This window comes from Streptococcus timonensis (assembly GCF_047463455.1).
GTDB lineage: Bacteria > Bacillota > Bacilli > Lactobacillales > Streptococcaceae > Streptococcus > Streptococcus timonensis_B.
In genome coordinates, this window is the sequence record NZ_JASHDV010000003.1 from 223,058 (window position 1) to 249,568 (window position 26,511).

Here is a 26,511-nt window from a genome sequence, read left to right on the forward strand (position 1 = left end):
CCTTTTCTATAAATTTGTTTTTTCAAAAACTATTTCATCTATTGGGTTTATTCTATCTTCGTGGTAGATTGCTTTTTTGTTTAATTTAAAATCAAAAAGATAAATGATATAGTCTCCAATGAAGACATGCATTTTCTTACCGTGAGGTTCATATTCGGTATAAAATTTAGCTAATTTATAAGGAATATACCAATAGAGTAGTAGTGAAATAGAGTGTGTGAATTGTGCGATTGGAATCAAAATAAATCCTCCAAAAAGCAACATCATCACAAAAATGAAGATGAAGACAATAAAAAAAGATAACTGCATTGGTGTTGCGAAATACCAAATTCGTGTACCTTGCTTCGTTTTTATTTCTTGAATCCAATAAGGGGCATTGAGCCCCTTACTGTAGTCATATAGTTTTTCTTCATTCATGATTAAAGACCTGTTTCAATTCCGAAAAGTCTAAGGAACCAACCAAAAGCTTTCAAGATATCTTGTCCTTTGGTCAGGGAGACGATGACGGCATAAAATCCTAGTACGGAAAGGAGTTGAATCCAAGAACTATTGCGCCAGGCTTTAATGGCTAATAGAACAGCAATAGCTCCTAAGATCCAAACGGCATCACCTTGAAGAAATGTTCGTAGATTTCCAGTATTCATATGTTTCTCCTATTCTTTATCGTTCGCATAATTTAATGGAATGGTGTGTTCTAATTTTGTGACATAGTACGTCTGTTCTTTTTCTGAGAGGGTAAAAGTAAAGTTTTCTGAGTGAGTACTTCCTCCAACTGCAAAAGTAGCTTGCACATAAGCAATGAGGGAGTCTCCTTCATTTTTAAGATAGATGTAGTCAATAGATTTAAATTTTGTATTAGACACAACAGTGATATCTGGTGCAATTAAATTTAAATTATCTTGATTGCTAGTATAATTTGTAAAGAAAATCGTAAGAAATTTCTCTACCTTCTTATGTTCTGAGTCAGAAAATTGATCTGTCGCAGATAATTTTAGTTTTTCTTCTTCGTTAAACTGTCCAGCTTGATAAGATGTTAAAGCAGAGAACCAAGGTAGTCCGGATATAAAGAATTTTCCATCTTTTCTTCCAAAAGGTATGTTGAAACCGGTCTGGTATTCTTTAGCATTCTCATTATTAATCTTTTCTTTATATTTAATCTTATACCTGGCAATATTATCTTCTACAGTCAGTAATTGAGCTGAGACAAGTTCACTTGGGTTTCGAATTTGGCCTTGTGATTTGATATCAGGAACAAAGTTGTAGAAGATTTCTAATCGTTTAACTTGCTCGTGTTGCTTATCGGTATCTTGTGAGAGAGTAAAATAAGCATAAACATAGTCATTCAGATAGTATTGAAGTTGATAGTTGTATTGATCGGACTCCGTTTTAGTTTGATTTGAAGTGGTGTCTATGCTTTTAAGACTTTCTTGTAGAGAAGTAACTTGATTTGAAAGAGTAATAGCTCGGAAAGAACCCATTAGACCAATAAAAAGGAGGAAAAGAATTCCTCCAATCAGGGCTATGTTTACAGTCTTTTTATTTACAATTTTTAATTTTGGTGGTTTTCCTTTCTTCTCTTTCTTTTCAAAATTTGAGAGATAATCTCTAATTTTTATTAGGTAGTTCTTTGATTTATTCATAGACACTCCTTTTAAATATTGGCTAATTCAATAAATTTTGAACCTTTTGCATAAAGCCGTTTATTGGCTTTTTCAATCTCCTCGTTGATGAAGTAGTATCCTCGCAATTCATTTTGTAGCTGCTCTACTAGATCTTGTTTTAGTTCTTTAACTTCTTCTTTTTTGAGGAGAGCATTTAACTCACCAGCTTTTGTCCAAGCCTGATTGTGGTCCTTTTTCTTGAGCAATTCCCCAAATTCATAGGAAAGTTGACAGACTTTCTTTTCAAATTGTGTTTTTGTAGCCATAATTACTTCCTTTCTAAATGTTTCTTGATTGACTTTAATAGTTTTTTGAATATAGGTTATGAGAGAAGGGCGCATGTTTAAGTTGAAATTAATTAACTCACCATCTATTGTGAATAGCGCATGGTCGTATGTATAAAATCCTTTTGAGTTAGGAGATTCTTCTCTAGATTTTGCGGCACATTCATAGTAATAATCTTTTCCTTTTCGTAAAAGAATATAGAATGTCCAAAATTCTTGATCAGGTAATAGAAAAAAATCTTCTCTATATATTTTCTTAAACATTAGTTTTCTAATAGGTCTTCGTAACCTAATGCTTGATAGATAAAGTCAGAGTCAAACCAGAGCCAGTCATTAATTTGTACTTCGGTTGGTATGTCTCCGCAGAAAATTTCTTCACAGATAGTGGTTAAGTCATCCATTCCTCCTCGTTCTCGAACGGTGTTTAATGTATTTAGTGCACCAGACCAGGCTTTAAAGCCTTCAAGTGAGCTTAATTCTACTTTATATTCCATGGATAATTCCTTTCTATGTTTCGTATTGTTTATTTGCTTTAATAAGATTTAGCATTGCATTTCCTCGGTCTGTGATTTCTCCGCTGTTTTGAATCATTTTCATGTATTCCGTCTGCATGATTTTATCCGCTTCATTCATGAGTGCTAAGGAGTTCGACACCTGATGGGTTAGCCAGCGAATAGTACGCTCAAAACTATATGGTTGTGGATTTGTTGATAGTTTTAAAGGCTCAACACCTCCAAAAAGTGTTTGCCATTTTTCGTCTGGTTTATAAGCTCCGAATTGATTAGTGCCATTATATACTTGAATTTCTTTATTAACGATACCACGGGCAATTTCTCCAAGATCTACTCCATTGACATATTCCTCAATTGTACCTTGTGCTTTTTGGTCGGAAAAGCGAATTTCATAGCGATTCCAGATACCAAAAATCTCCAAGGATTCTTCCAAGGAGATGTTTTCCTGTTGAGCAAGTTCGTAGCGTTTTTCATAGAAGTTGAAGTAGAGTTGACTTTGACGGGAACCAAAATAAATAGATAGTCCGTGATTTGCTTCCATGTCTTCATTATTTGTAAAGGAACCTCCACCAGTCACATTCCATTTTTTAAGTGACTTTAGGACGATTTCTTTTGCGTATAGGCGTTCTATTAACTCAGGGAGATGTATTTGTTCATCCTCTCTGTCGAACCCCTTGTAGAGTTCATCTAGAGCGATATCTAGTCGTTTAATCCGACAATCCTCATAAGCATAGAGAAGATTTTGAAAGAATGTCTGCCAGGTTACTCCTTTATGTTCTAAAAGAACTTCCATCTCACGGCATCCTTGACCGGATAATTGAAGACAAGCTTGAAAATCTTTTGTTTCTGCTTTATCAAAGAAATCAAAGATTCAAATATTTCCTCGTTGCCAGAGATGAGTGTAATTCATGAGACGTGTTTCTTGTTCTGTGAATTCTGTGAGATGACAATAGAGAAAGTTACTACAAAAGCTTTCTAGATCTCGTAGGGATGGGAATGAGATTCTTACATAGTCAATCCTAGCACGCAAGCTATTTTTTTCGTATTCTTTATGAAACCCCAATTTCTCTTTAAGATTTCGGAACTTTTCGATAGTTAAACCTCGTTCTCCAGATTCATATGAACGGTAGGTTCTAATTGGAAGATTAATAGCTTCTGCAAATTGTTTTTGACTCATTCCAGTTTCTTGACGAAATTTTTTAAGATTGAATGGGCTGATTTTATCCATTCATGAGTATACCTCCTTTTTTAGAGTGACACACTTTTTTAATGAAAGTTACACACTTCTTGAAATCTGTAAACTCAACTCCCATAAGGGATAAAGAGGGGTGGATGTAGCATTTTTGCCAAATGTAACCCCCCTGTTAGAAACCGGGGGTTGAAGTTTCATCATGGACTAGGAACGTCGGTCTACGGTCTGCGCCTGACCTGAGGTCAGGCTTGCCCTTGCCCTTGTCCTAGCCCATGATGATTAATAATCGCTTCAACAGCTTTTGGATAAGATTTACGTCCGTCCTCATCAAATTGTGAGAGAATTTCAAGAAGGAGTTTTTCTTGGAAAGGCTCTACTAAAATAGCAGATTCGGAACGTTCAAAAGTCATTCCTTCTTCCTCTAATAGATAGATTATTTTCCGTAGTGTTGCCATTTTTAGATTGTACTCATCAGAAAAGTCTTTAAGGGTACGATTAGTAGTTTCAAGTTCCGTATCAGACTCCTGTGTCTCTTTTTTAGTTTTAGTTTGCAATTGGAATTCTTCAAAGGCAGAGAATTCTTCTCCTTCAAATTCGATAACTGGTATTTGTGAGTAAGCTTCATAGAAGGAGAAGCCTTGATCAAGAGGAACGTAAGGTGAGAAAAATTCGCCTGCTAGTTCACCGTTGTTAGCAATATACCCCCGACCTTTGATACGGATTCCGTTGATTTCATCGAGTTTTTTAAATTCTTTTGTTTTATTTGCATCTCCAAACATCATGTCATATCCTGTTGATTCTAAATGACCGACGGAGAGACGCTTCATAAAGTTATCTCTAAGAGCTGTTTTGATAAACTCACCATCAGGCCGTTGCATTGCAAAAATGATGAATACGCCGGCTTGACGACCCTCTAGGACGAGTTGAGATAGATATTCCATGAGTTCGGCTTGTTGGGTATAGTCACGGTCGATTTTTGCCATGAGAGCTGCCCACTCGTCTACTAAAATGAACTTTGCTTTCATATCATAATGCTTAAAATTCTTACCAGCTTGGAACTTAGGGGAAGAAGACATCAATTTATAGCGTTTTTCCATAAATTCTACATTTTCTTTAAAACAGTTAATGATATCCTCTTTACTAGTAAAGACTCGGTTATGGAAAACAGCTATCTTTTTTAAACCAGCTAGGTCAGAGTTTTTGGGATCACAAATATCAATAAATCCAATTTTAGCGAGTGCATAAATGATGGTCATGAGGACAACAGTCTTCCCTCCACCAGTTCCACCACCAATGAGAAGGTGAGGTTCTTCAATGAAGTCCCAAGTCACATCTTTCATGAGTTGTAGTTTTGAACCTTTAACTATAACATTATCAATAGAAATACGACTATCAATACGATTGACGGCAATTTCATATTTGATAAAGCGTTTATCGAAAGTCTTATTTCGAAAATCTCCATTAAACATGACTTCCAGAGTGGAACCAAGGTTTAAGAAACGATCTTGAAATTTATTTCCTTCTAAGATAAAGCTAATTTCAATTTTATATGGTGATTGTTTTAGATAAACTTGGGGAAGTTCAATCTTTTCACTAATCTTATTTTCTCGTTTAATTTTTTTTGATAGATAGAGATTATTCTCTAATAAAAAACGAGATAAAATACGTAAGCTATTCATTTTTTGAAAGAAGAGCAACTTCTCGTAACAAAGCTGATTAATGAACCAAGCAAGAATAGAAGAACTAAAGAATACAGCGCCTATAAAATAAGCTTGTGGTAGGGGATGAATTTTAAATTCTTCTAGATGAATGTAAGTATAAATGCCAATAGCAAATAAAAAAGGGACCCACAGAATTAACCACGTGACTCCCTTAATTTTTCGGTGGATGATTCGAACTCTTTGTCCTCGATAGGTAAAGAGTCTCATAATGTCTCACCTCCTAATTTTCTTTTTTATGTTCTACAGATTTATTTTCCTTGGACGGAGTTCCTCCTGTTTTTTTCTTGATTTTAGAAGCAAACAGTTTGAAGATATCGTTTCGATTTACATGAGTATGCGTAATGACAATATCTTCTAGTTCAATCTCTTCACGATATTTTAGGCCAAGATCTTCAATTTCGGATTCGGACATATCTGCAATAGTAAAGAAGAGTGTTTGATGTTGTTCAGAAGAATGAATTGCAACAACAATACCACGAACTTCTCCGGTATTAATTTGAGCAAATGAACCATCAGGGTTTCTTTGTGAACGATCCTCTTCGAAGATAATATCAGGTCCTTCAATACCCCGAAAAGTCAATTTGCCCAGAACTTGAGGAACGTCTAATCCATCAGTGATGACGCGATAAGTTTTGTCAGCAATTTGTAGTTTTTCTCCGTAGTTTAATCCAATTTTAGCCATGTAATTTTCTCCTTTGTTTAGTTATTTTTTCAGTACTAGTTTTTCAGCAAAAACATTGAGTGCAGGTGCAACAGAATTTCCATTTAGAGAAGTATCTGATAGGAAGATAGGACTAACAACTTCTACAAGAGCATCTTCTGGGAAGACTGTGGTAGAAGCAGGTGTGATAACATGGAAGGAACCATGTGTTTCACTGTTTAGAATATGACGTTGATATTTACCCTCTTTTCCAAAGATAAAACGTGGAGCATTCCCCAACTTTTCATAGTAAGCAGGGCCGATAAATTCTGGTTTCATTTTTAAAGTTTCTGGGATCATAAGTGATTTCCTTTCTGATTGTAAAATAAAAAGAGTTAAGCTAATTGCTTTACTCCTGAGTAATAGTGGATAGAGAGTTTATGTTTGAACATTTTAGTATAAAATTGTACTTCACTTTGAGAAAAGCCAGTAGCTAATGATTTTTTAGCTATTGTGTTTAAATTATTTAGAGTTTGAGAGTACAGTTGTGCTCTTAGCTTCTCAGATGAACGGAACATTCTATAAGTGAAGAGGTAATTATTGTAAAGTCTTTTACATTGTAATGCGAAAAAAGTTTGTCATAGTTTTCTCCTTTATTGTGAAATTAAAAAAGCTACCAAGAAATTAGGGATAACCTAGTAGCTTGAGAGTAAGTCTATCTAATAAGGATAGACAGTAGTAAAGAAAAGTTATTTGGTTAGAAAGAAAACTCTTTCCACGGTGGCAACGTTTAGCAAGGTGCTTTGCGTAAATTACCATCGCTTTCCCAGCCAATCTCAAAAGGTAGTCATTATCATACCCCATGGATTCTCTTACGCCCTTTGGCGAAGCCAGTTCACTTTACTATACGGAAAAGTGCGAAAGTCCGAAATGCGTGGAAGCCCACAAAAATGTTTTATATCTTCACTTCAACCATAAGAGACTTGACTTTTCTTTCCAAAACATTTACAATAAAGGTACGAAGTTTAGTGTAGTTTTGGCAATCAGTCCTCTGGTTGTCAGACGCACTTTTTATTAAATTTTCAAGGATCGTGATGCTAAAAGATAAGCATTATTATTTTTATAACTATTATAACCAACAGCTATATTTAAATTATATAACCAACAGTTATATTTGTCAAGAGATTTTTGAAAAATTCTTTAAAAATTTTAAGAGGAATACAATGGAATTTTCGGAACGCTTAAAAAAACTAAGAAAACAAGCACAATTAACCCAAGTTGATGTTGCTGAAAAACTAGGAATTTCGCAACCTGCTTATGCTTCATGGGAGCGTGGGGTCAAAAAACCAACACAAGAAAATCTTGTTAAGATTGCCAAACTCTTCAATGTATCTGTCGATACCTTGGTATCAAATGATAAAACTGATGATATTGGCTTGTCAGAAGTAGAATTGCTCTTCAGAACCACATCAAATGGTATGAGCAATGAAGAAAAAAAAGTGTTCAAACAGGAGCTGCTTCAGTTTATGGAGGAGCGGAAGAAACTGTTTGATGACAAAAATTAGAATTTCTACACTTTTTTAAAATTTTTATTAATAGATAGACAAAACTATTAATAAGGAGTAGGGAAATACAATTTTTAAAAGAACTTAGAAAATCAAAAGGACTAACCAGAAGTGAACTTGCCAAATAATTTGGTGTATCAGTACGTACAGTGGCCCGTTTGAAAAATGGAGAGACGGATATGTATCTGAGTACGGCTTTTAATTAGCTTAATTTTATGGAGTTAGTATAAGTAAGGAATATATATTATGTTAGGAACTATTGCCAATTTAGTGACGATTTTAGGGTTAGGCTCGCTTTTTTTGGGAGCTTTGGAGTTTTTACAAGAGAAAAAAGAAATTAAGAAAACTAGATTATTAGAGAAAAAATTGGAGCAACTAATTTTACTTTCAACTATGCGTGGCGTTGTTAAAAAATTTTCTGATAAAAAGAAAGATGAACTAAACGAGTATCGTTTTGGGCAAGATTTAGAAAATAAGATAGAAACTATGGCTAACGAAGATGAAATGAATCTTCATTACTTGGCTTATTTAAGAAATTGTTATGATGGTATATCTCCTGGAGATGAAGATTCATCTGGATTCGATGAGTTGAATTCTGTAATTCCTGAACTACTTAAATTATTGTTAGAGAAACAACAAGAATTGCTAACAGTTTCAACGAGTGAAAACACAATACACTTTTTAAATTCTGTTTATTCTATGACTAAATCTTGGAATATTTATGATTTTCAAAAAAATGAAGATCAGTTCTGGGAAGTAACAGGAGATATTCTAAACCAGCTTTATAATGTTTACTATTATAATTATAAGGCTACAGAAAATGAGAGTACTAATATTATTGATAAAAAAGGTTGGTTTCAGGATTTCCTGAGAAAATCCCCTGATTGGATTAAAAAGGTATCAACATACATGCTACAATTTATTAAAGGTTTATATAATCTACTTATTCTGTTTGTTTCTGTTTTAGCAATAGTTGTTTCAGTTAATACTTTCAATATTGACCAAACAAAAACTCAGTTAGAGTCTTTAGAAAAATACAGCGGTGAATACATTTCTAATTTGAATAGATTGGATATATATTATTTGGAGCGACTAGAATCTCCATCTAATAGAAATAGGCAAGAAGAAAGCGTGACAAGAATAAATACTGACTTCTTGTACAGGATGGGTACAAACTCTATTAATGATGATAATAAGTATGCTGAGGAACTAAAACAAGCACTAAAAAATGTGAAGAGATACCATAAATTACAGGTGCTAATACTTGATGGTAACTACTACTTGAACAATTTAAAAAGTACAAGTGATGGAAAGGGAGAGAAAGAAGATAACTTGATCTCTGAACAAACTGAACGGATTGAAGAATATAAAAAAGAAATGATGGAACTTCGAGGTTTGAAGCAGATGAGTGATTTGGTTAATAAAGAAATCCCAACTCCTGATGATGTTTTTAATGATGTTTTGGTCAAATATCATATTGAGGAGGATAAGAATAACAAATTTAATTTATTTGCTTTTCTCAAATAGATTTTTGGTGGACAATCGTCCACTTTTTCTATATAATTATTGTTAGTTTATAAAACAACAAAACCTTCGAGGAGGTATTATGAATACACGATACAGCCAAATTAAGGAAGTTGCAAATCGTTATATTTACAAGTATATCAAGGAAAATGACTCATCTCTTTTAGGTTATGACTTTGAAGGTTTCTTCAACCATGTGGTTGAGAGTCACAATATCAAGGTAATGGAGCATCATTTTTCCAGCCGCAAGATTGAGGGACTGACCTTGATTGATGAGAGCGGTGTTTCTTTTTCCTATGAAAAGGAAAATCCGCAAGTGAAACAGAACTTTACTAAGTGCCATGAGTTGGGACATTTTCTGCTAAAGCATACTGGCTATTTTTTCACAGAGCTAAAGGATGAACCTGACTCCATCTTTGAGAGTGAAGCAAATCTCTTTTCAGCATTTGTGCTTATGCCAAGTATTGTTTTGTTGTCAAAGATATTTTATAGGCATGATAGTTTTTTACGAGTGATAAATGATTTAAAGGTTTCAACTGAAGCCTTGATCTATCGCTTGGGAGACCTATTCAGTCATGAAACGACTTATTCATTAGATGAGGTTAACCGTGCTATTCAAGACTATAAAAACGGTCAGTTGGATAAGATTGTAGATATGTTTGGCTTGTTGAAGTTCTCTATTATCGCAGAGTACCAGCAAGTTATCATAGATATGCTGGCCAAGGTCGATCACTTGCTGACTAGAGATGGCTACTTGTCAGATAGACAAATCTATGAATTGAAGGATAAAGAGTTTAGACAGACTTTGGAAGCTGAAAAAACAGATATTTCTTGTGGTCAACTTTTTGATTATGGAAAGGTCATTTATTTTGCTTGGAAAAAGGAAAAGCTAACAGAGAGACAAGCTGTTAGTAACGCTAAAACACAACTACTGTTAGAAAGGACATGAGATGTTCAACGGTGCAAAATTAAAGCAAAAACGTGAAGAGTTGGGAATGAAACAAAGTGAGGTTGCACGGCTTCTTGATATTAACCGATCTTCTTATTTCTCTTGGGAAAATGGCAGAGCAGTCCCAAACAAGACCAACTTGAAAAAGATTGCTGGGATTTTAGGAGTGACAGAAGAGTTCTTCTATGAGGAAGAAATCACTATGCTTTATAAGCAACTGAATCCTTCTAATCAAATCAAGGCTATGAACTATGTTAAAGACTTAGTAGATAAGCAGTCTAACATTGTTGCTATGCCTACCTTCCCTTATCGAGTCTATGAAAGCCTGTCAGCTGGTATTGGTTCATCAGTTTATAATGATCAGGACTATGATACTGTTTATTTTGATGAAGAACTTGCTCATGATTTTGCTTCCTGGATTTCAGGTGATTCTATGGAGCCTACCTATCATAACGGATCCGTTGCTCTCATCCGTGAGACAGGATTTGACTATGATGGAGCAGTTTATGCGGTAGTTTGGGATTCACAGACCTTTATCAAGAAAGTTTACCGTGAGGAAGAAGGGCTACGCCTAGTTTCCATTAACAAGGATTATAAGGATGTCCATATTCCTTATGATGAAAATCCTCGTATCGTGGGCAAAATCGTAGGTAACTTTATGCCATTAAAGGTATAAGTTGTGAGAATACCATGGGAATGATATATAAAGATAAACTAGAAGAAGCTAAGATGAGGAATATTTGAAGTCAAATCTGACAAGAGAAGAGAGCGATACACAGGGCAAGTAACAGAAATCACAATAAAAACGCTGATAAGTATCAGCTGCTTTAAGTATATGATACTTAGGGAGTCAGTTTAATGGAGGAATTGAACGATGAGTAGGAGAGAAATTTATAAAGATAAATTGCAGTTTGACTATTTCTCGGATTCTTATATTAAGTTTGAAGAAGACTTTTACAAGTATTCAGCTATGGATGTACCTTTGACATTCCTCACTGATGATATACTCAGAGAAATGGCCATGAGTCAAAAGAACTATTTCAAACTCAATAAAGAAAACAGTAAAGATGGACGAGATCACTATTTCTATTTCAGAATCGAAATGAGTGATGAAAGTAAGATGGTCAGGAAATATCAGTATTTGCAGGTGTTTACTCAGATGCTATAAAAGAGAATTTTTACGTTGTTAAAGAAATTCAATTTCTGGTATAATAGGAGAGACACGGATTTCTCTTAAGTACTCGAAAAAAAATAAAAATTGAAATCTAAAATACAGCTTATGAATTGGAGAAAATAATGAATTATGTTGAACTTTTTTCGGGAGCAGGAGGATTAGGCTTAGGATTTGAAGAAGCGGGTTTTAAGAATGTATTTGCGGTAGAGTATGATCCACAGATCTCTAAAACTTATCAAAGAAATTTCCCTCAAAATAAATTGATTGTAGCTGATATTAAAACTCTCAACGATGAGGAAATTTTGAAACTTTCTGAAGGGAAAAAGATTGATGTTGTTATTGGTGGCCCGCCATGTCAAGGGTTTAGTCTTGCTGGTAACATCGGTCGAACTTTCGTTGAGGACGAGAGAAACTATTTATTTAAAGAATTTGTCAGAGTTGTATCCTTGCTGAAACCTACGATTTTTGTAATGGAGAATGTTGCACGTATGGCAAGTCATAATAAAGGAAAAACAATTGGAGAGGTAAAGAAATCATTTGAGGATATAGGATATAAGGTCCAGTATCAAGTCCTTCAGGCTGCTGACTATGGAGTTCCTCAAAAAAGACAAAGAATTTTTGTTGTAGGAACACTAGGGCGAGACTTTTTTTATCCAGAAAAAACTTTGTCTGATTATATGACCGTAAAAGAAGCTATTGATGATTTACCTCCGTTGCAAAGCGGAGAAGAGAGTGAAGTTCCCAATCATTTTGCTATGAAACATAGTCAGCAAATGCTTGAAAAAATGTCTTATGTTAAAGATGGCGGAGATCGAAATAGTATTCCAAGTGAAATTCGACCAAAATCTGGAGACATCAGAAAATACATCCGTTATGATAGCAATTCACCAGCCGTCACAGTGACTGGAGATATGAGAAAGGTTTTTCACTACAATCAAAACAGAGCCTTAACACCTAGAGAATTAGCACGTTTACAAAGTTTTCCAGATGAATTTGTATTTGAAGGTAGTAGTATAAATATTCAACAACAAATTGGTAATGCAGTTCCGCCCAAATTAAGCTATGCAATTGCAACTGAGGTAAAAAGAAGTTTAGAGGAGAAAAAAAGTGACTACAAAATATCCAAAAGTTAATTACATTGGTAATAAAGAAAAATTAGTTACTTGGATCGTTGATAATTTTCCGATTGAGGGTGGAATAGTATTAGATGCTTTTTCTGGTGGCTGTTCTGTTTCTTATGAATTAAAAAAAAGAGGATATGAAGTCATTACAAATGATGTCTTGTACTCGTCTTTTGTCGTAGCAAAATCTATTATTGAGAATAAAGATGAGCAGTTAGATGAAGAAGAGATAAAAAAAGCATTATCAATTCAGATTACTTCAGAAGTTCGTGAACAATACTCTTGGATTGAGAATAAATTATATTTCCCAGAAGAAGTTGATGAGTTAGTAAAGTTAGTGGAATATTCAAAGTCATTAGATTGCAATAAGAAATATATTATGCAATCATTAATTCGCCGTGCAATGATTAGGAAACTACCTTATTCACGAATGAATGTCCCGTGGAATAATATCGTTAAATTAAGAGATGAGGATTATTCTTATGAAAAATATGGGCGTCGTAGAGCATATCACAATGTTCCGTTTTCACAACATATTCTTGAAAATCTTTCATCATACAATGCTTCAGTTTTTGATAATGGATTAAATAATACCTCACATCAAGAAGATATTCTGAAACTTGCTGACACTATCAAATCAGTTGATTTAGTATATCTAGATCCACCTTACCCTGGTACCATGAATAAGTACAAATCTTTTTATGGTTCCTTTGATAGACTATTTGGTAAGGAAATTAGTCATATGGATTTAACTAAGAAAGAAACATTTTTGGAAACAATGTTGGAAGTGGTTAAGGCTTTTAAAAATAAAACTAGATACATAGTTTTAAGCCTTAACTCTAACTCCACTCCAAGTATTTCTGAAATTTCAGAAGCTTTTAGTAAATTCGGGACTATTGAAGTAATTGAGAGAAAACACAATTATCAAGTAAGTGGAAAGAAAAATAAAAATAATAACTTGGAACAGTTGCTGATTTTGCAACTAGATAATTAGGAGATTGTATACGATGAAAAAACATTCTAAAAAAGCTGCACAGAATCAAGAATATGAAGGGTATTGGAAGTTGACAGTTGAATATTCTGATATAAATGGATCTAAATTTAAAAATACTCTAAACCTAATTATCCGATATATTGATTCTCATCCTGAATTGAAAAACTTAGATACAGATAGTAATGAATTTTCTGCCAAATATGAGGAACTTCAAGATGCTGTATATTCAGTATATCCAAAAGCTGATAAGGCTTCTACTCGTAAATCAATAAATCAGATGGTAAAATTGGGATTTGTTAAGCCTTTTTTACAAGGATATCATCCATTAACGAAAAAATTTCTATCTGCACCTAACGATGAGAGAAGAACCTTGGTCTTCTCTGAAATCTTTTATAAATCAGCAAATTTTCAATCTGCTGTAACTACTGATGACTCGGAAGTGAAACCAATTAACTTCTTCTTAATGACTTTGATGTATCATCCAAAACAGCGACTTAATAGGGAAGAGATTATTGCCCTAATGACAACTAATATTAAAGATTATACTAGAGGATACTTGACGATTGAAGAATTAAACTCATGCGTCAAGTACTCTAAGGCAATTGATTTTGAAGATAGAAAGTATAATCAAATCAATTATCTGTTAAAATTTTTACAATATGTTCCTGGAATTTCAGTTAGTCCTGATAAAAACTGTGTGTTTTACACTGAGGATGCGACAATTCAACTAAGAGGGGAAGTAAGTCTCAAGAGAGATCCTACTTTGTTTAGGATTATGCGTGAAAACATTAAACAAGAGAGTATTGAAAAATACGGTAAGGTTGTATGCTATCTAACTAAACAGGAGTTAAAAGGTCTAGTTGTTTCCCATATTGTTGGGTCAGCAGAAGCTCTCCGAAATATGGATATTGAAACAGCATATGACTATGAGAATGCTCTGTTATTGGAACCAAACTCTGATGCATATTTTGATAAACATGATTTGACTTTTGCAGAAGAAGGAACACCAGTGTATGGCAATGATGTTTCAGAGGACTTTATTAAAGGTAAGCAAGGTATGAAGTTAGACGACTTCATTTTGACAGAGAAAAGGCTTGGATATCTTGTTGAGCATAGAAATAAATTTAATTCGAAAAACAACATTCCTCAATAAGTATTTGAAGTATAATTAGAGAGGCTGGGACAAAAAGATTTTGATTTTAGGCATTCTTTATTATAAATTTTTAAAATCGATAAATTAGACAAAAAAGCGAACAAGACAGAATTCTGAGTATCAGATAACTCGTTTTGTTCGCTTATTATATTTAAGGTTAGACTTTTGTCCCAGACTCTTGTCAAATTAAGTATTATTCATAATATTCAATTTTAGACGGCTCAATAATCACATTATAGAAATTCTCAACGCTCATTAAGACCTAACCTTTTGATTGGTCGGGTGTTGCTAAGATGAGTTCTTCCTAAGAAAGTAGAGTCGTAATGTAATTTAGCAAGACATTCAGTTCTTTAGTCTTGCATAGTTGGAATATATCATTGTTGAAAGTTGATAGTTGTTCTGAGTGATTAGAATGAAAGACATTCTTTTGGATTCTGATTTCTAGGTTTTGGATAAAATCATATAGAATGTCATAGATTTTTTCATTTATTTACATTCAGATAATTTATTTTTACGTTAATTAATATACTTCGTCTCTATCCAGATTTGGATAGGGTTTTTCATCATTCCAAATTCGAATTAAAATTTCAACACTTGCTTTTAAATGGAATAGTTCAGCTGTTATATCGCTGTTAGAGTGGTTGTTTTCTATATGGTAACAATGGCGTTTGATATGCCACAATGCTTTTTGGATGTTATTTTCTTTTGTATTTTTCATGGTTATATCATATCAAAAGAGATTCTATAATTCCTCTAATAATTCTCAAATGATTAAAAATAACTCTGAACTGTCTATATAGATTATAAACAAGTATTTTAAAATTTATTACGGATATAAAAAAGAACACTCGAGTGTAGTGTTCTTATGAATTAAGCAAAGTCTTCCCTAATTTTAGAGTATATTATTGATAGCCATATTTTTTTAAAGCTTCTTGATAAGCCTTGCTATCTTTTTTATAGTAGTCGTGTTTCATACCTGAAATATCTACAGTAAATACATCATCTTTAAAAGTATAACTTTTCGTAAGTTTAATGATATTTTCTCCTGATAATTGAATTGTTGATTTTTCTTTGTCTATAGTAAACCCTTCGGCCTCTCCATGTTTAATATTTCCCGTATCCCCAGATATAACAAAAGCTACTTCATTTCTATTTTCGTTTATCCAGTAATATTCTCCATCTAAGGAGTTATTTGATTGCTTAGAACAGGCGATTAGCAAAAATGCAGATATAGATACCAATATTAATGCGATTAATTTTTTCATTTTATTTCCTCTTTTCTATATTATATCAAAGAAATATTACAAGAATAAAATAGATATTATTATCTAATATTCTATATCTTTTGAGAAAACATTTTTTTCAGAAAGGTGATCCAGATAATATGATGTATATGTAGGAGATATAACTTATAGATACATATAACTTATTGTTTACTGAATTGCATTTAGAACGGATAATGGATGAATAAGTTGGTCAAACTTAAAGAAAAATTCTACAACTATGTTTAATATTATGTTTTAAATTAATCAAAAATTGAAATAGTTAAATTACTAAAATTAAGGAGTGAAGAAATTTTATAAATTCTTTTCATTTTGTAATATTATTGTATAATAATTATGTATACATTGATTATAGGAGGCCCTATCGTGACAAATAATCTAGATGAATTGACTTATTACGCAAAACTGTTGACGAAACTTCGTAATAAGAAGTATGAATTCTATGTTGTATCTAGAATAATTCATTTATTAAATGATACAGAAATCCAATTTACAACTCAACAACTCATTAGAAAAAAAGACGGGAAAAGATATCTTATAGATTTATATTTTCCACAATTCAAAATAGCTGTTGAAATTGATGAGAGTCATCATTTATCCAATGAGGAAGCTGATAGAGCAAGAGAAAGGGAAATAATTTCTTATGTAGATGTGGAATTTTTCAGGATTAAATGTGATAACAATTCCAATATTGAATCAGTACATAAAAGAATTGATACATTAATTGATAAAATCCGACGTCTAAAAAATAATAAAGATTTCAGACCATACTCATATCAAGATGAATTTTCAATAGATCAATGGTTGAGAGCTGGGAAATTAACCATATCCGACGGAGCAAAATTCCGAACACATGCCGATGTCTTGAGATTATTCGGGAAAAATTTTCGTCTCCATCAAGCAGGCTCCTCTCCTTTAAATGAGAAAGTACAAGTGTGGTTTCCAAAACTATACAACAATAATGATTGGATTAATTCTATTTCTCCGGATGGTAAGATAATCGAGCAAACTAGAGTTGGAAACGATATGGAGATAAAAGAAATTAAAGATTCAATTGTATTTGCACACCAAAAAGATGTTTTGGGAAATATCTATTATTCTTTCAAGGGGATTTTTAGATGTACAAGACATACAGAAAATGACATCCACTACGAGAGAATTGCTACAGAAGTTGTTTTTTCTGATTATGAAAATAAAAAGATTAAGTAAATCTTATTAAAGATATGGCAAATTTATTAAATATTTTCAATTCATTTGATTAATCCTGAAATTAGAGTTCCTTCTGTAGAGGATACTGCAATAAGTAGTAAACTTATTAATTATATAGGGACAACGATATGTAATGAAATATCCCTCGGTCAAACTAGATTTTAAGTTTTCATGAAAAATGTTAATAAATCTAGATGTTGTTTCAATCTCTACCTTTTTCTCTACTTTTTTTCAAAAATAGTAAGAATTGCTGATATAATAAGGCCTATAATGGGACTATTTAATTTTTACAGACCTAAACTATTCCCCTATTTAAAAAATAATGATTCATATTTTATGAAATTAATTAGTAGATATAGTTCTGAAAAGCCGTTATATTACGCTGTTTTTAGTCCAACTGAAATCCATACTTTCCAAACCAGGCTTGAAAAAAGCTCGTAAAGCATCACAATTTAGTAAACGTTAAAACTTATTTAAACTTATTGAAAGCATTTCGTATCAAAAATACGGGATGCTTTTTCTGTTCACCCCAAATTTTTGTAACTAGGTGATACTTGAAATTAATACAAATTTGGTTGTTTTTGATAAATCTAAGCAACACTACATGATGAAGTGAAAGGGGATGAATCTTTGATAGTATTCACTTATTGTGAAATATGATATATTTATTAATTAGATGGATGAATACTTCTAGAGTTAAATATAGTATAATAGGGACATACTTTTTGGTTTATTTTTGTTTGTAGTCGGATTATGAAAGAATATCCAATATTATGCGATAAGATAGAATGTTACAAAAAAGAAAGGGGATGCAATCCGATGAAGAAAGACAGATTAATTGTATTGACAGATGCTGTTCTAGCAATTATTATGACCATCTTGGTTTTAGAGTTAGAAAAACCAACAACACCAAGTCTTGAAGCTTTTTGGGATTTACGGCAAAATTTCTTTGCTTGTTTTCTTTCCTTTTTCTGGTTGGGATCGTTATGGATGGCACTAAACACATTATGGGAAAAGGTTGAGAAAATTTCCTCAGAAATTATTTGGTGGAATTTGTTTCTACTCTTGGAGCGGCAGGAGTTCTCTTTGGAGAATTTCATGCCATCCAAGATACCAGTCTGAATGATGTGGTGGACCGGATCTATATAAATGTCAAGGATTTACCGTTTCAGTCCTTGGGAGCTTTAGCTAATATCCTGTCTGATATTAAGAAGGGACTGATTCAAGACAGTCATATCTGGTCTTTCTTCCAGTCATTTTTCAAACAATATCAGTTGATAATCAGCTTAAATCAGATCTATCAGTTTGTCTATCTTTCTCTGATGGAGATCATGTCCTATCTTCACTTTGATTATTGGAAAAAAACGGCTCGGTCAGGAGCTAGTATGAATAAGGAGAACAAATGAAACGTTTAAAAATGTTATGGCATATTATGCAGGTTACGGGTTTTACTCGGTTTGCTCTGAGTTTTGTGACCTTTGTTTTTGGGTCAGGAGGCGTGCTTTTCCTAGTTGAACCTGCTATCACAAATTACGGAGACGGTCTTTGGTATGCTTTTGTGACTTCGACGACTGTCGGCTACGGGGATCTCCTAGCTGTGACCTTGATTGGAAGGATTACCAGTGTCTTCTTGACGATTTATGGGCTCATATTTTTTGGCTGTTTATCAGCTGTTATTTTTAATTATTATACCAATTTAAATAAGGAAAGAGGAGAGGACAAATGACTGCCAATTATTCAACACGGGAATACCGTGAGAAATTATACGATGACCTTCATGTTCGATTGAGAGATACAGCGATTTTGATGTGTGCAATTTTTATTGCCTCTATCGGACTAAATATGAATTCAACAGCTGTCATTATAGGAGCCATGTTGATTTCACCTCTCATGACACCGATTGTTGGACTGGGATTCGGTTTAGCTATTTTTGATACGCGTTTAATCAAGCAATCTCTAGAGGTTTTATTGACTCAAGTGTTGGTCAGTTTGCTTGTCTCGACTCTGTATTTCTGGATTTCTCCCTTGTCTTATGCAAGTAGCGAGTTGATTGCACGAACCTCTCCAACCATTTGGGATGTCCTCATTGCTATTGCTGGTGGGATTGCTGGTGTGATCGGTTCAAGGAAAAAAGAAGCAAACAATATCGTGCCAGGAGTAGCCATTGCTACAGCTCTGATGCCGCCTATCTGTACTGCTGGCTATGGTTTAGCTAATGGGAATGTACGATTTTTATTGGGGGCTCTCTATCTTTTCTTGATCAACTGTGTCTTTATCATGCTAGCCAACATTGTTGGAACAAGAATTTTGATGAGAAAATCTCCTTTAACTTCATTTAAAGAGCTGAGCATTAAAATGAGAATTGGCTTGATATCTTTGATTGTATTGTTGATTCTTCCAGCTAGCTATTCGGCAGTTACTCTGACAATAGAACAAGCGCGCAAAGAAGGGATCAAACAGTTTGTAGGAAAAGAGTTCGCCAATTATACGGTTATTAATCAAGTCTACAAGTCAAGTAACAATGAATTGGTCTTGACGGTTGTTGGAGATCCGATTTCAGAAGAAGAATTAGAAACACTCCACCAAAAACAAGCCTCTTACGGTATTCAATCTGTTCAATTGAAAGTGAATCAAGTTCAGAACTCGCCAACATTAGATAGTGAAGCGACCAAGGAATTTTATGAAAACATTGACAAGTATATTGATCAAAAACTCTCTGAAAAAGATTCACAAAACGATCTCGTAAAAGAAAATGAAGCAGACAAGGATTGAGGACAATGAACTGAATCGGTTTTTACGCCGTGTTTTTCTTGTATCTTCCTCTTTCTTACTTATAGCAGGTTGTTTTTGCTTGAATAAGAAATAAATTAGAAGTTCTATCATCTAAGAAAAATGATGAACAAAAAATCATTTAACTAATGGTGTGAACGTTTAGTGTTTATCAGCTCCATTCTCTGTAATTTTGGGGGTAAAATCCACACCATTCGGATAAAATTAGTTGAATTTGATTGGAAAAAAGCTTTTATAAAAGCGGAGAAAAGTCTTGATATTACGCTGTTTTTAGTCCAACTGAAATTCATACTTTCCAAACCAGGCTTGAAAAAGGCCCGTAAAGCATCACAATTTAGTAAACGTTAATTCGTTACTGGACAGCAGAATACAAACGAAAACACTTTGCATCTTGCAAGGTGTTTTTTTCTATGAGAACTGGCGGTGCGCAATTAGGATAGCTCTAGCGACTTTAGTCGCATAGAGATATGCTATGCACAGTTGCCTCAAGAAAACAATGCTTCTTGGTCCACCCTGTTAGACAAGCTTCAAAACCAAGGAATCCAACAGATTTCTCTTGTAGTTACAGATGGCTTTAAGGGGCTTGAGCAGATTATCAGTCAGGCTCACCCATTAGCTAAACAACAATGTTGCTTAATTCATATTAGTCGAAATCTAGCTAGTAAAGTGAAACGAGCAGATAGAGCGGTTATTCTGGGGCAATTTATAATGATTTATCGTGCTGAAAATTTAGAAATGGCAGGACAAGCTTTAGAGGACTTTCTCGCCGAATGGAAACCAAAGTATAGGAAAGTCATGGAAAGTCTGGAGAAGACGGATAATCTTTTAACTTTTTATCAGTTTCCCTACCAGATTTGGCACAGCATGTATTCGACAAACCTCATTGAGTCTCTTAACAAAGAAATCAAACATCAAACGAAAAAGAAGGTTCTTTTTCCTAATGAGGAGGCTCTGGAACGTTACTTAGTTACGTTGTTTGAAGATTATAATTTCAAGCAAAGTCAACGAATCCATAAAGGGTTTGGTCAATGTTCTGATACACTTGAAAGCTTATTTAATTAACACTCCGTAACTCTACTTAAGTGTTTACACATAATTATTGACAGTATCAAAAAATAAAGTATATTGTTTTCATCATAATATAATTAAATATCAGTATAGAGAATTTTATCTATATATCAGATATCAGCAATTGCTTTTGCTGTCATTTTTCGCTACAATAGTTACAAGGAGGAAATAAACATGTTAAAAGAAGTATTAAACGTCGCAAAAGTTGCGAAAAAATCATCTCTCTTCTTAGGAGGGGTAGCATTTGGGACGCTTGGCTTGAAAGTCTTAGCAAGTAAAGAAGCTAAGAAAGGCTATTCTAAGGCCTTGGCTAAAGCTTACAAATTGAAAGATGGACTGGATGCATCTGTTTCTGTTGTAAAACAACACGGTGATGATGTTTTACAAGACGCTAAATATTTATACGAACAGGAAAAGAAAGAAGAACAATTAGATAGCCTGACAGGTGAATAATATGTCTTTTAAAGTGCTACACAGAGGATATCAACATATCCGATTATCGTCCTCGTTTTCACTGACCTTGGATATTCAAGATTATCTTCGTTCCTTGGCTAAAGATGAAAAAGGGATCGACTCTATTCAGTTTTATATGGATCAGCAGCACTTTACTCTACGTATGAAAGAAGGCTTCTCTGTATTAGAAAATGCAGAGGCCTTTTTAAAAAAAATTGACAAGGGGAAAGTTTCGGACTTGATGACTCTTCCCATTCGTAGAGAAGAGAGTGCTTATTCAATTGTATCGGGTGCAGCGATTAAGCGTTTGCTGTTTCGAAGTTTTGTACCCTACCCTATTCGTTATATTTGGACTTGTTATCAGGCTTTGGGTTATGTCAAAGAAGCCTATCAAACTTTAGCGCGCAAGGAACTAACCATGGAGGTCTTGGACTGTTCGGCCATTTTGTTGTCCTTGTTTATGAACCAATCCAAGACAGCTAGCAACATCATGTTTATGCTTGATTTGGGTAATCATCTGGATCAGTGGTCTTTAAAAAAAACAGCAACAGATTTGGAACAAAGCCTTCTTGCTAAAGAAAGTGATGTTTTCTTAGTGCGGGGAGACATGGTCATCAGCATCAAGAGTTCTGATGTTCAAGTAGGTGATGTATTAGTTGTCTCCCAAGGGAATGAAATCTTGTTTGACGGCCAAGTGGTTTCAGGATTAGGCATGGTCAATGAGAGTTCCTTGACTGGAGAGAGCTTCCCTGTTGAAAAGAAAGAGGGAGATTCTGTATGTGCGAATACTGTTTTGGAAACAGGAGAGTTAAGAATTCGTGTGACTGATAATCAGATAAACAGTCGTATTTTGCAACTCATCAATCTGATGAAAAAATCTGAAGAGAGTAAGAAGACAAAACAACGTCATTTTATTAGGATGGCAGACAAGGTTGTAAAATATAACTTCTTAGGTGCTGGTTTGACTTATCTGTTAACAGGTTCGTTTTCAAAAGCCATTTCCTTTTTATTGGTGGATTTTTCATGTGCTCTAAAAATATCCACACCTGTAGCCTACCTTACGGCCATAAAGGAAGGTCTAAATCGAGAAATGGTTATTAAAGATGGTGATGTATTAGAAAAATATCTGGAAGTGGATACTTTCTTGTTTGATAAAACGGGTACCATCACGACGAGTTATCCTTTGGTTGAAAAGGTTCTTCCTTTCGGAGATTATACTGAGAAAGATATTTTAAGAATAAGTGCATGTTTGGAGGAACATATCTATCATCCTATTGCCAATGCAATTGTTAAACAAGCTGAAATTGAAGGCATTGAACACGAAGAAATGCATGGCAAGCTTCAGTATGTTGCAAGCAAAGGGATTAAATCGCAAATTGATGGTCAATCGGTTGTCATTGGAAATTATGTACTAATGCAAGACGAACAGGTAAGAATTAGTTCTGAGCAGCTGGCCTTGATTGAGCAATATAAGACTCATTACAATTTATTGTTTTTGGCTTATAAGAAAGAATTAATTGGGATGTTTTGTATCCACACTCCCTTGAGAAGCGAGGCGAAAGTTGCATTGAAAAAGCTAAAGCGCCAAGGGAAAAAACTGATTCTGGCAACTGGTGATACGTTGGCTAGAACAGAAGAGTTGGTTAAAGATCTGCCATTTGACAACGTTTATACTGATTTAAAACCAGATGGTAAGTTTCAGTTGGTTCAGGAATTACAGAAAGCTGGCCGAACTATTTTGATGGTTGGAGACGGGTTAAACGACTCTGCTGCCTTGACGCTTGCAGATATTGGGGTTGTGATGAATGAAAGTGCTGATATTTCTAAGCAGATGAGTGATATTTTATTATTAGATAATCGTTTAGATTTCTTCGAGGAATTGAATTCTTTATCTGAATCGTTGCAGAAATTAATTCAAAGAAATATTCAAGAAACAGTTGTAATAAATGGAAGTTTAATTGGATTTGGGTTGTTAAATTGGTTAAGCCCATCTAATCTTTCGATATTGCACAATCTGACTACTTTAAGAATCGTCCTTCGTAGTCTTTCTATTAAAAGTAGGTAAGAGACCGAGAAGCTGAGGTTATAAAAACTAAAAGGAGTTGTCTCATTTGAGAATAACGGCTCTTTGTCAACTGTAGTGGGTTGATGGAAAATTATACCCTGGAGAGGACCAAATTGGTTCTCTCCTTTTAAATATTGAAAAAACCATTGGCAGTGGACATACTTTAAGACTATATATTTCTGAAACTAGTTTCACAATACAAATATTGACATGCAATTATTAATTGGTGGATTTTAAGTTGACATCTACAAAGTTTAATGTTAGAATACATTCAAAAATATATTTGAATAAGGTGTTTTATGATTCAAAATATTGTTACTTCAATAATCCTGTATTCTGGGACAGCCGTAGACTTACTTATTATCCTAATGTTATTTTTTGCCAAAAGAAAAAGCAGAAAAGACATCATTAACATCTATTTAGGACAATTTCTAGGCTCTGTTAGTCTAATATTGCTAAGTTTACTTTTTGCATTTGTCTTAAATTATATTCCTAGTAAAGAGATTTTAGGTTTGCTCGGTTTGATTCCAATTTTCCTAGGACTCAAAGTTTTGCTTTTAGGAGATTCTGATGGAGAAACTATTGCAAAAGATGGTTTGCGCAAAGATGATAAAAACCTGATTTTTCTAGTCGCTATGATTACTTTTGCAAGTTGTGGTGCTGACAATATTGGTGTTTTTGTCCCATATTTTATTACCTTAAATTTAGCGAATTTGATAGTGGCTTTACTTACTTTTCTAGTCATGATTTATCTCTTGGTTTTTTCTGCACAAAAATTGGCACAAGTCCCTTCTGTTGGAGAAACTTTGGAAAAATATAGCAGATGGTTTATTGCCGTTGTTTATTTAGGATTGGGGATGTATATCCTGATTGAAAACAACAGCTTTAACATACTAAGGACTGTGTTCGGCTAGGAGAAAAAATTATGAAAAAAGATAGTATATGCCAAGTGAATATTATTAATCAACAAAATGTTACAACCGCAACGAACTACCTTGGAAAGGAAAAAGTCCAAAAATCACTTCGCATTTTATCAAAATTTACCGATAATAAACAGATAAATATCATCTTTTATCTCCTTGCTGTTGAAGAACTCTGTGTCTGTGATATAGCCTGTTTACTAAATCTCAGTATGGCATCTGCCTCCCACCATCTTCGTAAACTAGCCAATCAAAACATCTTGGACACTAGAAGAGAGGGGAAAATTATATATTATTTTATAAAGGATGAGGAAATCAGAGATTTTTTTAATCAACTAGGATAACAACTATTTTTACTACTTTTCCATGATTATAGGGAGATTATATATGAAATTTTTTGATGAAAATTACTCACAAGAAATACCTACTCGTATCAAATGTTTAAGAAAAAAGTATAATTTAAAGCAAAGCGACCTAGGTAATGCAGGTCAAGTTAGCCAAGTTGAAAAGGAAGAAATTTGAAAGAATTTGTATCTTTTATTTTTTGTTTCATTTATGCCCTATGCTACTGGAATAGTTAGTAGTCATTTCATGAATCATACGGCACAGCTCTTTTATGGACTGATCGTTATTGTTTCAACGGTAGCAAACTGGTTTTTACATAAAGTAATTGATAAACCCAATATAGATCAGAAAGAATTACTTGAAGCTACCGCACAATATAGGAAGTTATTGATACCTGACCTAATAATTAAAGGAGTGGGATTGATTCTGTCCTTAATTCTCTATCCTCCGATTATGATGTATAGTGTTTTAATTGCGGCATTTTACATCATAACTTTAAAAACACTATCCGAAAAAAGAGTGAATAACTAAAAAACGGTGACCAAAGTTAGGTGTATTATTTTAATGATTACAGACCTAAACTATACCCCTATTTATAATCTATTGATTCAGATTTTATGAAATTAAAAAGTAGATATTGTTCAGAAAATCCTTGATATTACGCTGTTTTTAGTCCAACTGAAATCCATACTTTCCAAACCAGGTCTTAAGAAAGCTCGTAAAGCATCACAATTTAGTAAACGTTAATTCGAAAGAATTACTATACTTACAAAGAGCACCTTTCGGGGTGTTCTTTTTAAATCCTTAATAGAGAGTTCACCCCCAAAAATCACACCAGTAGTCATTGTCTTATATAATTTGTTCCTAGTATCAGTTTAGTGTGTTATAATTAGGGTTAGAAGAATCGAAAGGAGTTATAAATGAAAATCGGAAAGATAATTAAAAGAATTGAAGATACTGTTTATATCGGTTATAATAATGGAAGTTTTCAAAAGTCTGCTATTGAAAATTGTGAATTCGAGCCCAAAATTGGTGATATTGTTCACATTTATGAGGACCTAGTTGTAAAACTTGAAGCTAAAAATGCTGCTTTTACTTATAAACCGAAGCATAAGATCATCAGCATTGAAGATGGGCTTGCTAGAATACAGCTGAATACAGGGGATGAGCTAACAATTCCAATTCGTGAGATGAATTTTCAGCCTAAATTGAATGAATTAGTTGAGATTTATCAGGATGATCAAGAAATCATTGTTCTGCAGTCGAAAGAAAAAGGCATCAACTGGCTGTTGCTTATGTTATGTTCCTTAATCCCTATAGCGCTGATAAGTTCTCTCTTCCTCTTTAATCATAAGAAACAAGATACAGAAGCAGTAAATGCTACAACAGAGCTGGTTTCTACTACTAGTACGACAGCAACTAGTACAATAACCACTAGTTCAACGACTACTCAAGATAGTGTTACGACTACGGAGGAAAAACCTTCGACACAAGAAGAGCAAACGAATGCTGAATCACAAAAAATAGATGAGCAAGCTATTCTAAATGGAGATTTCTCTACTCTAGTTGGAACTTGGAGAAATGGACTTGGGAAAGAGTTTACATTCGATAAAAATGGGCTAGTAGACAGTGGAAATATTGAAAAAGTGAGTATAGGTAACGATGGAAGTATTAATTTCAGTATTAGAGCTGGTTTCTCAGGGTATGGAATGAGTGTTTATCCTGCTGGGACTACTATGAAGTGGGTTGATTCTGATTCAAGTAAAAACAGGCTTATTGCTGGTCAAGCTGCTCCAACAAGCTCAGAACAAGTTTTTTATAAAGTGGACTAAATGATTAACCATCTCATCAAATTTGAGATGGTTTTCTTCTTTATTTGTAAGTCATG

At 33.8% G+C, this 26,511-nt stretch carries 30 protein-coding genes and 2 pseudogenes; 21 read left to right on the forward strand and 11 right to left on the reverse strand.

The features are described from left to right. Nucleotides 1-6: 6 nt before the first annotated feature. From QM847_RS06440 to QM847_RS06480, 9 genes and pseudogenes are all read right to left on the reverse strand, one after another. Entirely contained in the window at nucleotides 7-417 is a 411-nt protein-coding gene (locus tag QM847_RS06440; RefSeq protein ID WP_049496147.1) for a conjugal transfer protein, read from the reverse strand. A gap of 2 nt (nucleotides 418-419) precedes the next feature. Then, nucleotides 420-644 carry a TcpD family membrane protein gene (locus QM847_RS06445; protein WP_001091687.1) on the reverse strand — a complete coding sequence of 75 codons (225 nt, stop codon included), beginning with the start codon at nucleotides 642-644 and terminating at the stop codon, nucleotides 420-422. 9 nt (nucleotides 645-653) lie between these two features. Next, complete coding sequence (locus QM847_RS06450) at nucleotides 654-1,640, reverse strand: conjugal transfer protein (RefSeq protein WP_414354629.1); 987 nt, start codon at nucleotides 1,638-1,640, stop codon at nucleotides 654-656. Between the two features lie 11 nt (nucleotides 1,641-1,651). Continuing rightward, a complete protein-coding gene (locus tag QM847_RS06455; protein ID WP_414354630.1) occupies nucleotides 1,652-2,209 on the reverse strand; it encodes a conjugal transfer protein in 558 nt (185 codons plus the stop codon). Beyond that, complete coding sequence (locus QM847_RS06460) at nucleotides 2,209-2,439, reverse strand: hypothetical protein (RefSeq protein ID WP_036755074.1); 231 nt, start codon at nucleotides 2,437-2,439, stop codon at nucleotides 2,209-2,211. Before QM847_RS06460 ends, QM847_RS06455 begins: the two co-directional genes overlap by 1 nt. 13 nt (nucleotides 2,440-2,452) lie before the next feature. Then, nucleotides 2,453-3,685: pseudogene (locus tag QM847_RS06465) on the reverse strand (replication initiation factor domain-containing protein). A gap of 206 nt (nucleotides 3,686-3,891) precedes the next feature. Next, a complete protein-coding gene (locus QM847_RS06470; RefSeq protein ID WP_414354632.1) occupies nucleotides 3,892-5,577 on the reverse strand; it encodes an FtsK/SpoIIIE domain-containing protein in 1,686 nt (561 codons plus the stop codon). A 13-nt stretch (nucleotides 5,578-5,590) separates the two neighbouring features. Then, nucleotides 5,591-6,052 (reverse strand): conjugal transfer protein, encoded by a 462-nt coding sequence (locus tag QM847_RS06475; protein ID WP_414354633.1) that lies wholly within the window; start codon nucleotides 6,050-6,052, stop codon nucleotides 5,591-5,593. A 21-nt stretch (nucleotides 6,053-6,073) separates the two neighbouring features. Then, a complete protein-coding gene (locus QM847_RS06480) occupies nucleotides 6,074-6,370 on the reverse strand; it encodes a cytoplasmic protein (protein WP_414354635.1) in 297 nt (98 codons plus the stop codon). A gap of 863 nt (nucleotides 6,371-7,233) precedes the next feature. Here QM847_RS06480 and QM847_RS06485 point away from each other — a divergent pair. The 8 genes from QM847_RS06485 (at nucleotide 7,234) to QM847_RS06520 (ending at nucleotide 14,490) form a co-directional block, all read left to right on the forward strand. Next, complete coding sequence (locus QM847_RS06485) at nucleotides 7,234-7,575, forward strand: helix-turn-helix domain-containing protein (protein ID WP_414354637.1); 342 nt, start codon at nucleotides 7,234-7,236, stop codon at nucleotides 7,573-7,575. Nucleotides 7,576-7,821: 246 nt separating this feature from the next. Continuing rightward, on the forward strand, nucleotides 7,822-9,102 hold the full coding sequence (locus QM847_RS06490; protein ID WP_414354639.1) for a hypothetical protein: 1,281 nt from the start codon (nucleotides 7,822-7,824) through the stop codon (nucleotides 9,100-9,102). Nucleotides 9,103-9,181: 79 nt separating this feature from the next. Next, nucleotides 9,182-10,048, forward strand: coding sequence for an ImmA/IrrE family metallo-endopeptidase (locus tag QM847_RS06495; RefSeq protein ID WP_414354641.1), 867 nt, complete (start codon nucleotides 9,182-9,184; stop codon nucleotides 10,046-10,048). Nucleotide 10,049: 1 nt separating this feature from the next. Next, the gene (locus QM847_RS06500) at nucleotides 10,050-10,724 is read left to right on the forward strand and encodes a S24 family peptidase (RefSeq protein WP_414354643.1); all 675 of its coding nucleotides are present in this window, start codon (nucleotides 10,050-10,052) and stop codon (nucleotides 10,722-10,724) included. Nucleotides 10,725-10,922: 198 nt separating this feature from the next. Next, nucleotides 10,923-11,216, forward strand: a complete 294-nt coding sequence (locus tag QM847_RS06505) for a DUF5960 family protein (RefSeq protein WP_414354645.1) — start codon at nucleotides 10,923-10,925, stop codon at nucleotides 11,214-11,216. Between the two features lie 128 nt (nucleotides 11,217-11,344). After that, nucleotides 11,345-12,355: a DNA cytosine methyltransferase gene (locus QM847_RS06510; RefSeq protein WP_414354647.1), complete on the forward strand. Its 1,011-nt coding sequence runs from the start codon at nucleotides 11,345-11,347 to the stop codon at nucleotides 12,353-12,355. Then, entirely contained in the window at nucleotides 12,330-13,337 is a 1,008-nt protein-coding gene (locus tag QM847_RS06515) for a DNA adenine methylase (RefSeq protein WP_414354649.1), read from the forward strand. The genes QM847_RS06510 and QM847_RS06515 overlap by 26 nt, the downstream gene beginning before the upstream one ends. 13 nt (nucleotides 13,338-13,350) lie before the next feature. Beyond that, nucleotides 13,351-14,490 (forward strand): HNH endonuclease, encoded by a 1,140-nt coding sequence (locus QM847_RS06520; RefSeq protein WP_414354651.1) that lies wholly within the window; start codon nucleotides 13,351-13,353, stop codon nucleotides 14,488-14,490. Between the two features lie 520 nt (nucleotides 14,491-15,010). Here the strand turns inward: QM847_RS06520 and QM847_RS06525 are convergent. After that, nucleotides 15,011-15,208, reverse strand: a complete 198-nt coding sequence (locus QM847_RS06525) for a hypothetical protein (protein WP_414354653.1) — start codon at nucleotides 15,206-15,208, stop codon at nucleotides 15,011-15,013. Nucleotides 15,209-15,392: 184 nt separating this feature from the next. Next, entirely contained in the window at nucleotides 15,393-15,755 is a 363-nt protein-coding gene (locus tag QM847_RS06530) for a hypothetical protein (RefSeq protein ID WP_414354655.1), read from the reverse strand. 384 nt (nucleotides 15,756-16,139) lie between these two features. Here QM847_RS06530 and QM847_RS06535 point away from each other — a divergent pair, with 384 nt between their 5' ends. The 13 genes and pseudogenes from QM847_RS06535 (at nucleotide 16,140) to QM847_RS06595 (ending at nucleotide 26,455) form a co-directional block, all read left to right on the forward strand. Further along, nucleotides 16,140-16,982, forward strand: coding sequence for an AbaSI family restriction endonuclease (locus tag QM847_RS06535; protein ID WP_414354657.1), 843 nt, complete (start codon nucleotides 16,140-16,142; stop codon nucleotides 16,980-16,982). 819 nt (nucleotides 16,983-17,801) lie between these two features. Beyond that, entirely contained in the window at nucleotides 17,802-18,104 is a 303-nt protein-coding gene (locus QM847_RS06540; protein ID WP_006151097.1) for a TMEM175 family protein, read from the forward strand. Further along, the gene (locus QM847_RS06545; RefSeq protein WP_000397555.1) at nucleotides 18,029-18,388 is read left to right on the forward strand and encodes a hypothetical protein; all 360 of its coding nucleotides are present in this window, start codon (nucleotides 18,029-18,031) and stop codon (nucleotides 18,386-18,388) included. The genes QM847_RS06540 and QM847_RS06545 overlap by 76 nt, the downstream gene beginning before the upstream one ends. Next, nucleotides 18,385-18,708 carry a potassium channel family protein gene (locus QM847_RS06550; RefSeq protein ID WP_000825751.1) on the forward strand — a complete coding sequence of 108 codons (324 nt, stop codon included), beginning with the start codon at nucleotides 18,385-18,387 and terminating at the stop codon, nucleotides 18,706-18,708. Before QM847_RS06545 ends, QM847_RS06550 begins: the two co-directional genes overlap by 4 nt. Then, on the forward strand, nucleotides 18,705-19,754 hold the full coding sequence (locus tag QM847_RS06555) for a DUF389 domain-containing protein (protein ID WP_000126416.1): 1,050 nt from the start codon (nucleotides 18,705-18,707) through the stop codon (nucleotides 19,752-19,754). Before QM847_RS06550 ends, QM847_RS06555 begins: the two co-directional genes overlap by 4 nt. 489 nt (nucleotides 19,755-20,243) lie before the next feature. After that, nucleotides 20,244-20,834 (forward strand): annotated as a pseudogene (locus tag QM847_RS06560) (transposase); the annotation flags it as partial. Between the two features lie 180 nt (nucleotides 20,835-21,014). Continuing rightward, nucleotides 21,015-21,293 (forward strand): DUF6110 family protein, encoded by a 279-nt coding sequence (locus tag QM847_RS06565; protein WP_002893755.1) that lies wholly within the window; start codon nucleotides 21,015-21,017, stop codon nucleotides 21,291-21,293. Nucleotide 21,294: 1 nt separating this feature from the next. Further along, nucleotides 21,295-23,358 (forward strand): heavy metal translocating P-type ATPase, encoded by a 2,064-nt coding sequence (locus tag QM847_RS06570; RefSeq protein WP_002893754.1) that lies wholly within the window; start codon nucleotides 21,295-21,297, stop codon nucleotides 23,356-23,358. A gap of 299 nt (nucleotides 23,359-23,657) precedes the next feature. Beyond that, nucleotides 23,658-24,272: a CadD family cadmium resistance transporter gene (locus QM847_RS06575; protein ID WP_414354659.1), complete on the forward strand. Its 615-nt coding sequence runs from the start codon at nucleotides 23,658-23,660 to the stop codon at nucleotides 24,270-24,272. A gap of 11 nt (nucleotides 24,273-24,283) precedes the next feature. Continuing rightward, nucleotides 24,284-24,622, forward strand: a complete 339-nt coding sequence (gene cadX, locus QM847_RS06580) for a Cd(II)/Zn(II)-sensing metalloregulatory transcriptional regulator CadX (RefSeq protein ID WP_414354661.1) — start codon at nucleotides 24,284-24,286, stop codon at nucleotides 24,620-24,622. A gap of 43 nt (nucleotides 24,623-24,665) precedes the next feature. Next, nucleotides 24,666-24,800: a hypothetical protein gene (locus tag QM847_RS06585; protein WP_000667627.1), complete on the forward strand. Its 135-nt coding sequence runs from the start codon at nucleotides 24,666-24,668 to the stop codon at nucleotides 24,798-24,800. Between the two features lie 69 nt (nucleotides 24,801-24,869). Next, the gene (locus QM847_RS06590; protein WP_014334291.1) at nucleotides 24,870-25,154 is read left to right on the forward strand and encodes a hypothetical protein; all 285 of its coding nucleotides are present in this window, start codon (nucleotides 24,870-24,872) and stop codon (nucleotides 25,152-25,154) included. A gap of 389 nt (nucleotides 25,155-25,543) precedes the next feature. After that, nucleotides 25,544-26,455 carry a DUF6287 domain-containing protein gene (locus QM847_RS06595; protein ID WP_414354663.1) on the forward strand — a complete coding sequence of 304 codons (912 nt, stop codon included), beginning with the start codon at nucleotides 25,544-25,546 and terminating at the stop codon, nucleotides 26,453-26,455. The last annotated feature ends 56 nt before the right edge of the window (nucleotides 26,456-26,511 follow it).

Coding starts and splice junctions, on each gene's coding strand:
- QM847_RS06440 (WP_049496147.1), bottom strand. CDS start 417: ATGAATGAAGAAAAACTATATGACTACAGTAAGGGGCTCAATGCCCCT.
- QM847_RS06445 (WP_001091687.1), bottom strand. CDS start 644: ATGAATACTGGAAATCTACGAACATTTCTTCAAGGTGATGCCGTTTGG.
- QM847_RS06450 (WP_414354629.1), bottom strand. CDS start 1,640: ATGAATAAATCAAAGAACTACCTAATAAAAATTAGAGATTATCTCTCA.
- QM847_RS06455 (WP_414354630.1), bottom strand. CDS start 2,209: ATGTTTAAGAAAATATATAGAGAAGATTTTTTTCTATTACCTGATCAA.
- QM847_RS06460 (WP_036755074.1), bottom strand. CDS start 2,439: ATGGAATATAAAGTAGAATTAAGCTCACTTGAAGGCTTTAAAGCCTGG.
- QM847_RS06470 (WP_414354632.1), bottom strand. CDS start 5,577: ATGAGACTCTTTACCTATCGAGGACAAAGAGTTCGAATCATCCACCGA.
- QM847_RS06475 (WP_414354633.1), bottom strand. CDS start 6,052: ATGGCTAAAATTGGATTAAACTACGGAGAAAAACTACAAATTGCTGAC.
- QM847_RS06480 (WP_414354635.1), bottom strand. CDS start 6,370: ATGATCCCAGAAACTTTAAAAATGAAACCAGAATTTATCGGCCCTGCT.
- QM847_RS06485 (WP_414354637.1), top strand. CDS start 7,234: ATGGAATTTTCGGAACGCTTAAAAAAACTAAGAAAACAAGCACAATTA.
- QM847_RS06490 (WP_414354639.1), top strand. CDS start 7,822: ATGTTAGGAACTATTGCCAATTTAGTGACGATTTTAGGGTTAGGCTCG.
- QM847_RS06495 (WP_414354641.1), top strand. CDS start 9,182: ATGAATACACGATACAGCCAAATTAAGGAAGTTGCAAATCGTTATATT.
- QM847_RS06500 (WP_414354643.1), top strand. CDS start 10,050: ATGTTCAACGGTGCAAAATTAAAGCAAAAACGTGAAGAGTTGGGAATG.
- QM847_RS06505 (WP_414354645.1), top strand. CDS start 10,923: ATGAGTAGGAGAGAAATTTATAAAGATAAATTGCAGTTTGACTATTTC.
- QM847_RS06510 (WP_414354647.1), top strand. CDS start 11,345: ATGAATTATGTTGAACTTTTTTCGGGAGCAGGAGGATTAGGCTTAGGA.
- QM847_RS06520 (WP_414354651.1), top strand. CDS start 13,351: ATGAAAAAACATTCTAAAAAAGCTGCACAGAATCAAGAATATGAAGGG.
- QM847_RS06525 (WP_414354653.1), bottom strand. CDS start 15,208: ATGAAAAATACAAAAGAAAATAACATCCAAAAAGCATTGTGGCATATC.
- QM847_RS06530 (WP_414354655.1), bottom strand. CDS start 15,755: ATGAAAAAATTAATCGCATTAATATTGGTATCTATATCTGCATTTTTG.
- QM847_RS06540 (WP_006151097.1), top strand. CDS start 17,802: ATGAAGAAAGACAGATTAATTGTATTGACAGATGCTGTTCTAGCAATT.
- QM847_RS06550 (WP_000825751.1), top strand. CDS start 18,385: ATGAAACGTTTAAAAATGTTATGGCATATTATGCAGGTTACGGGTTTT.
- QM847_RS06555 (WP_000126416.1), top strand. CDS start 18,705: ATGACTGCCAATTATTCAACACGGGAATACCGTGAGAAATTATACGAT.
- QM847_RS06565 (WP_002893755.1), top strand. CDS start 21,015: ATGTTAAAAGAAGTATTAAACGTCGCAAAAGTTGCGAAAAAATCATCT.
- QM847_RS06570 (WP_002893754.1), top strand. CDS start 21,295: ATGTCTTTTAAAGTGCTACACAGAGGATATCAACATATCCGATTATCG.
- QM847_RS06575 (WP_414354659.1), top strand. CDS start 23,658: ATGATTCAAAATATTGTTACTTCAATAATCCTGTATTCTGGGACAGCC.
- cadX (WP_414354661.1), top strand. CDS start 24,284: ATGAAAAAAGATAGTATATGCCAAGTGAATATTATTAATCAACAAAAT.
- QM847_RS06585 (WP_000667627.1), top strand. CDS start 24,666: ATGAAATTTTTTGATGAAAATTACTCACAAGAAATACCTACTCGTATC.
- QM847_RS06590 (WP_014334291.1), top strand. CDS start 24,870: ATGAATCATACGGCACAGCTCTTTTATGGACTGATCGTTATTGTTTCA.
- QM847_RS06595 (WP_414354663.1), top strand. CDS start 25,544: ATGAAAATCGGAAAGATAATTAAAAGAATTGAAGATACTGTTTATATC.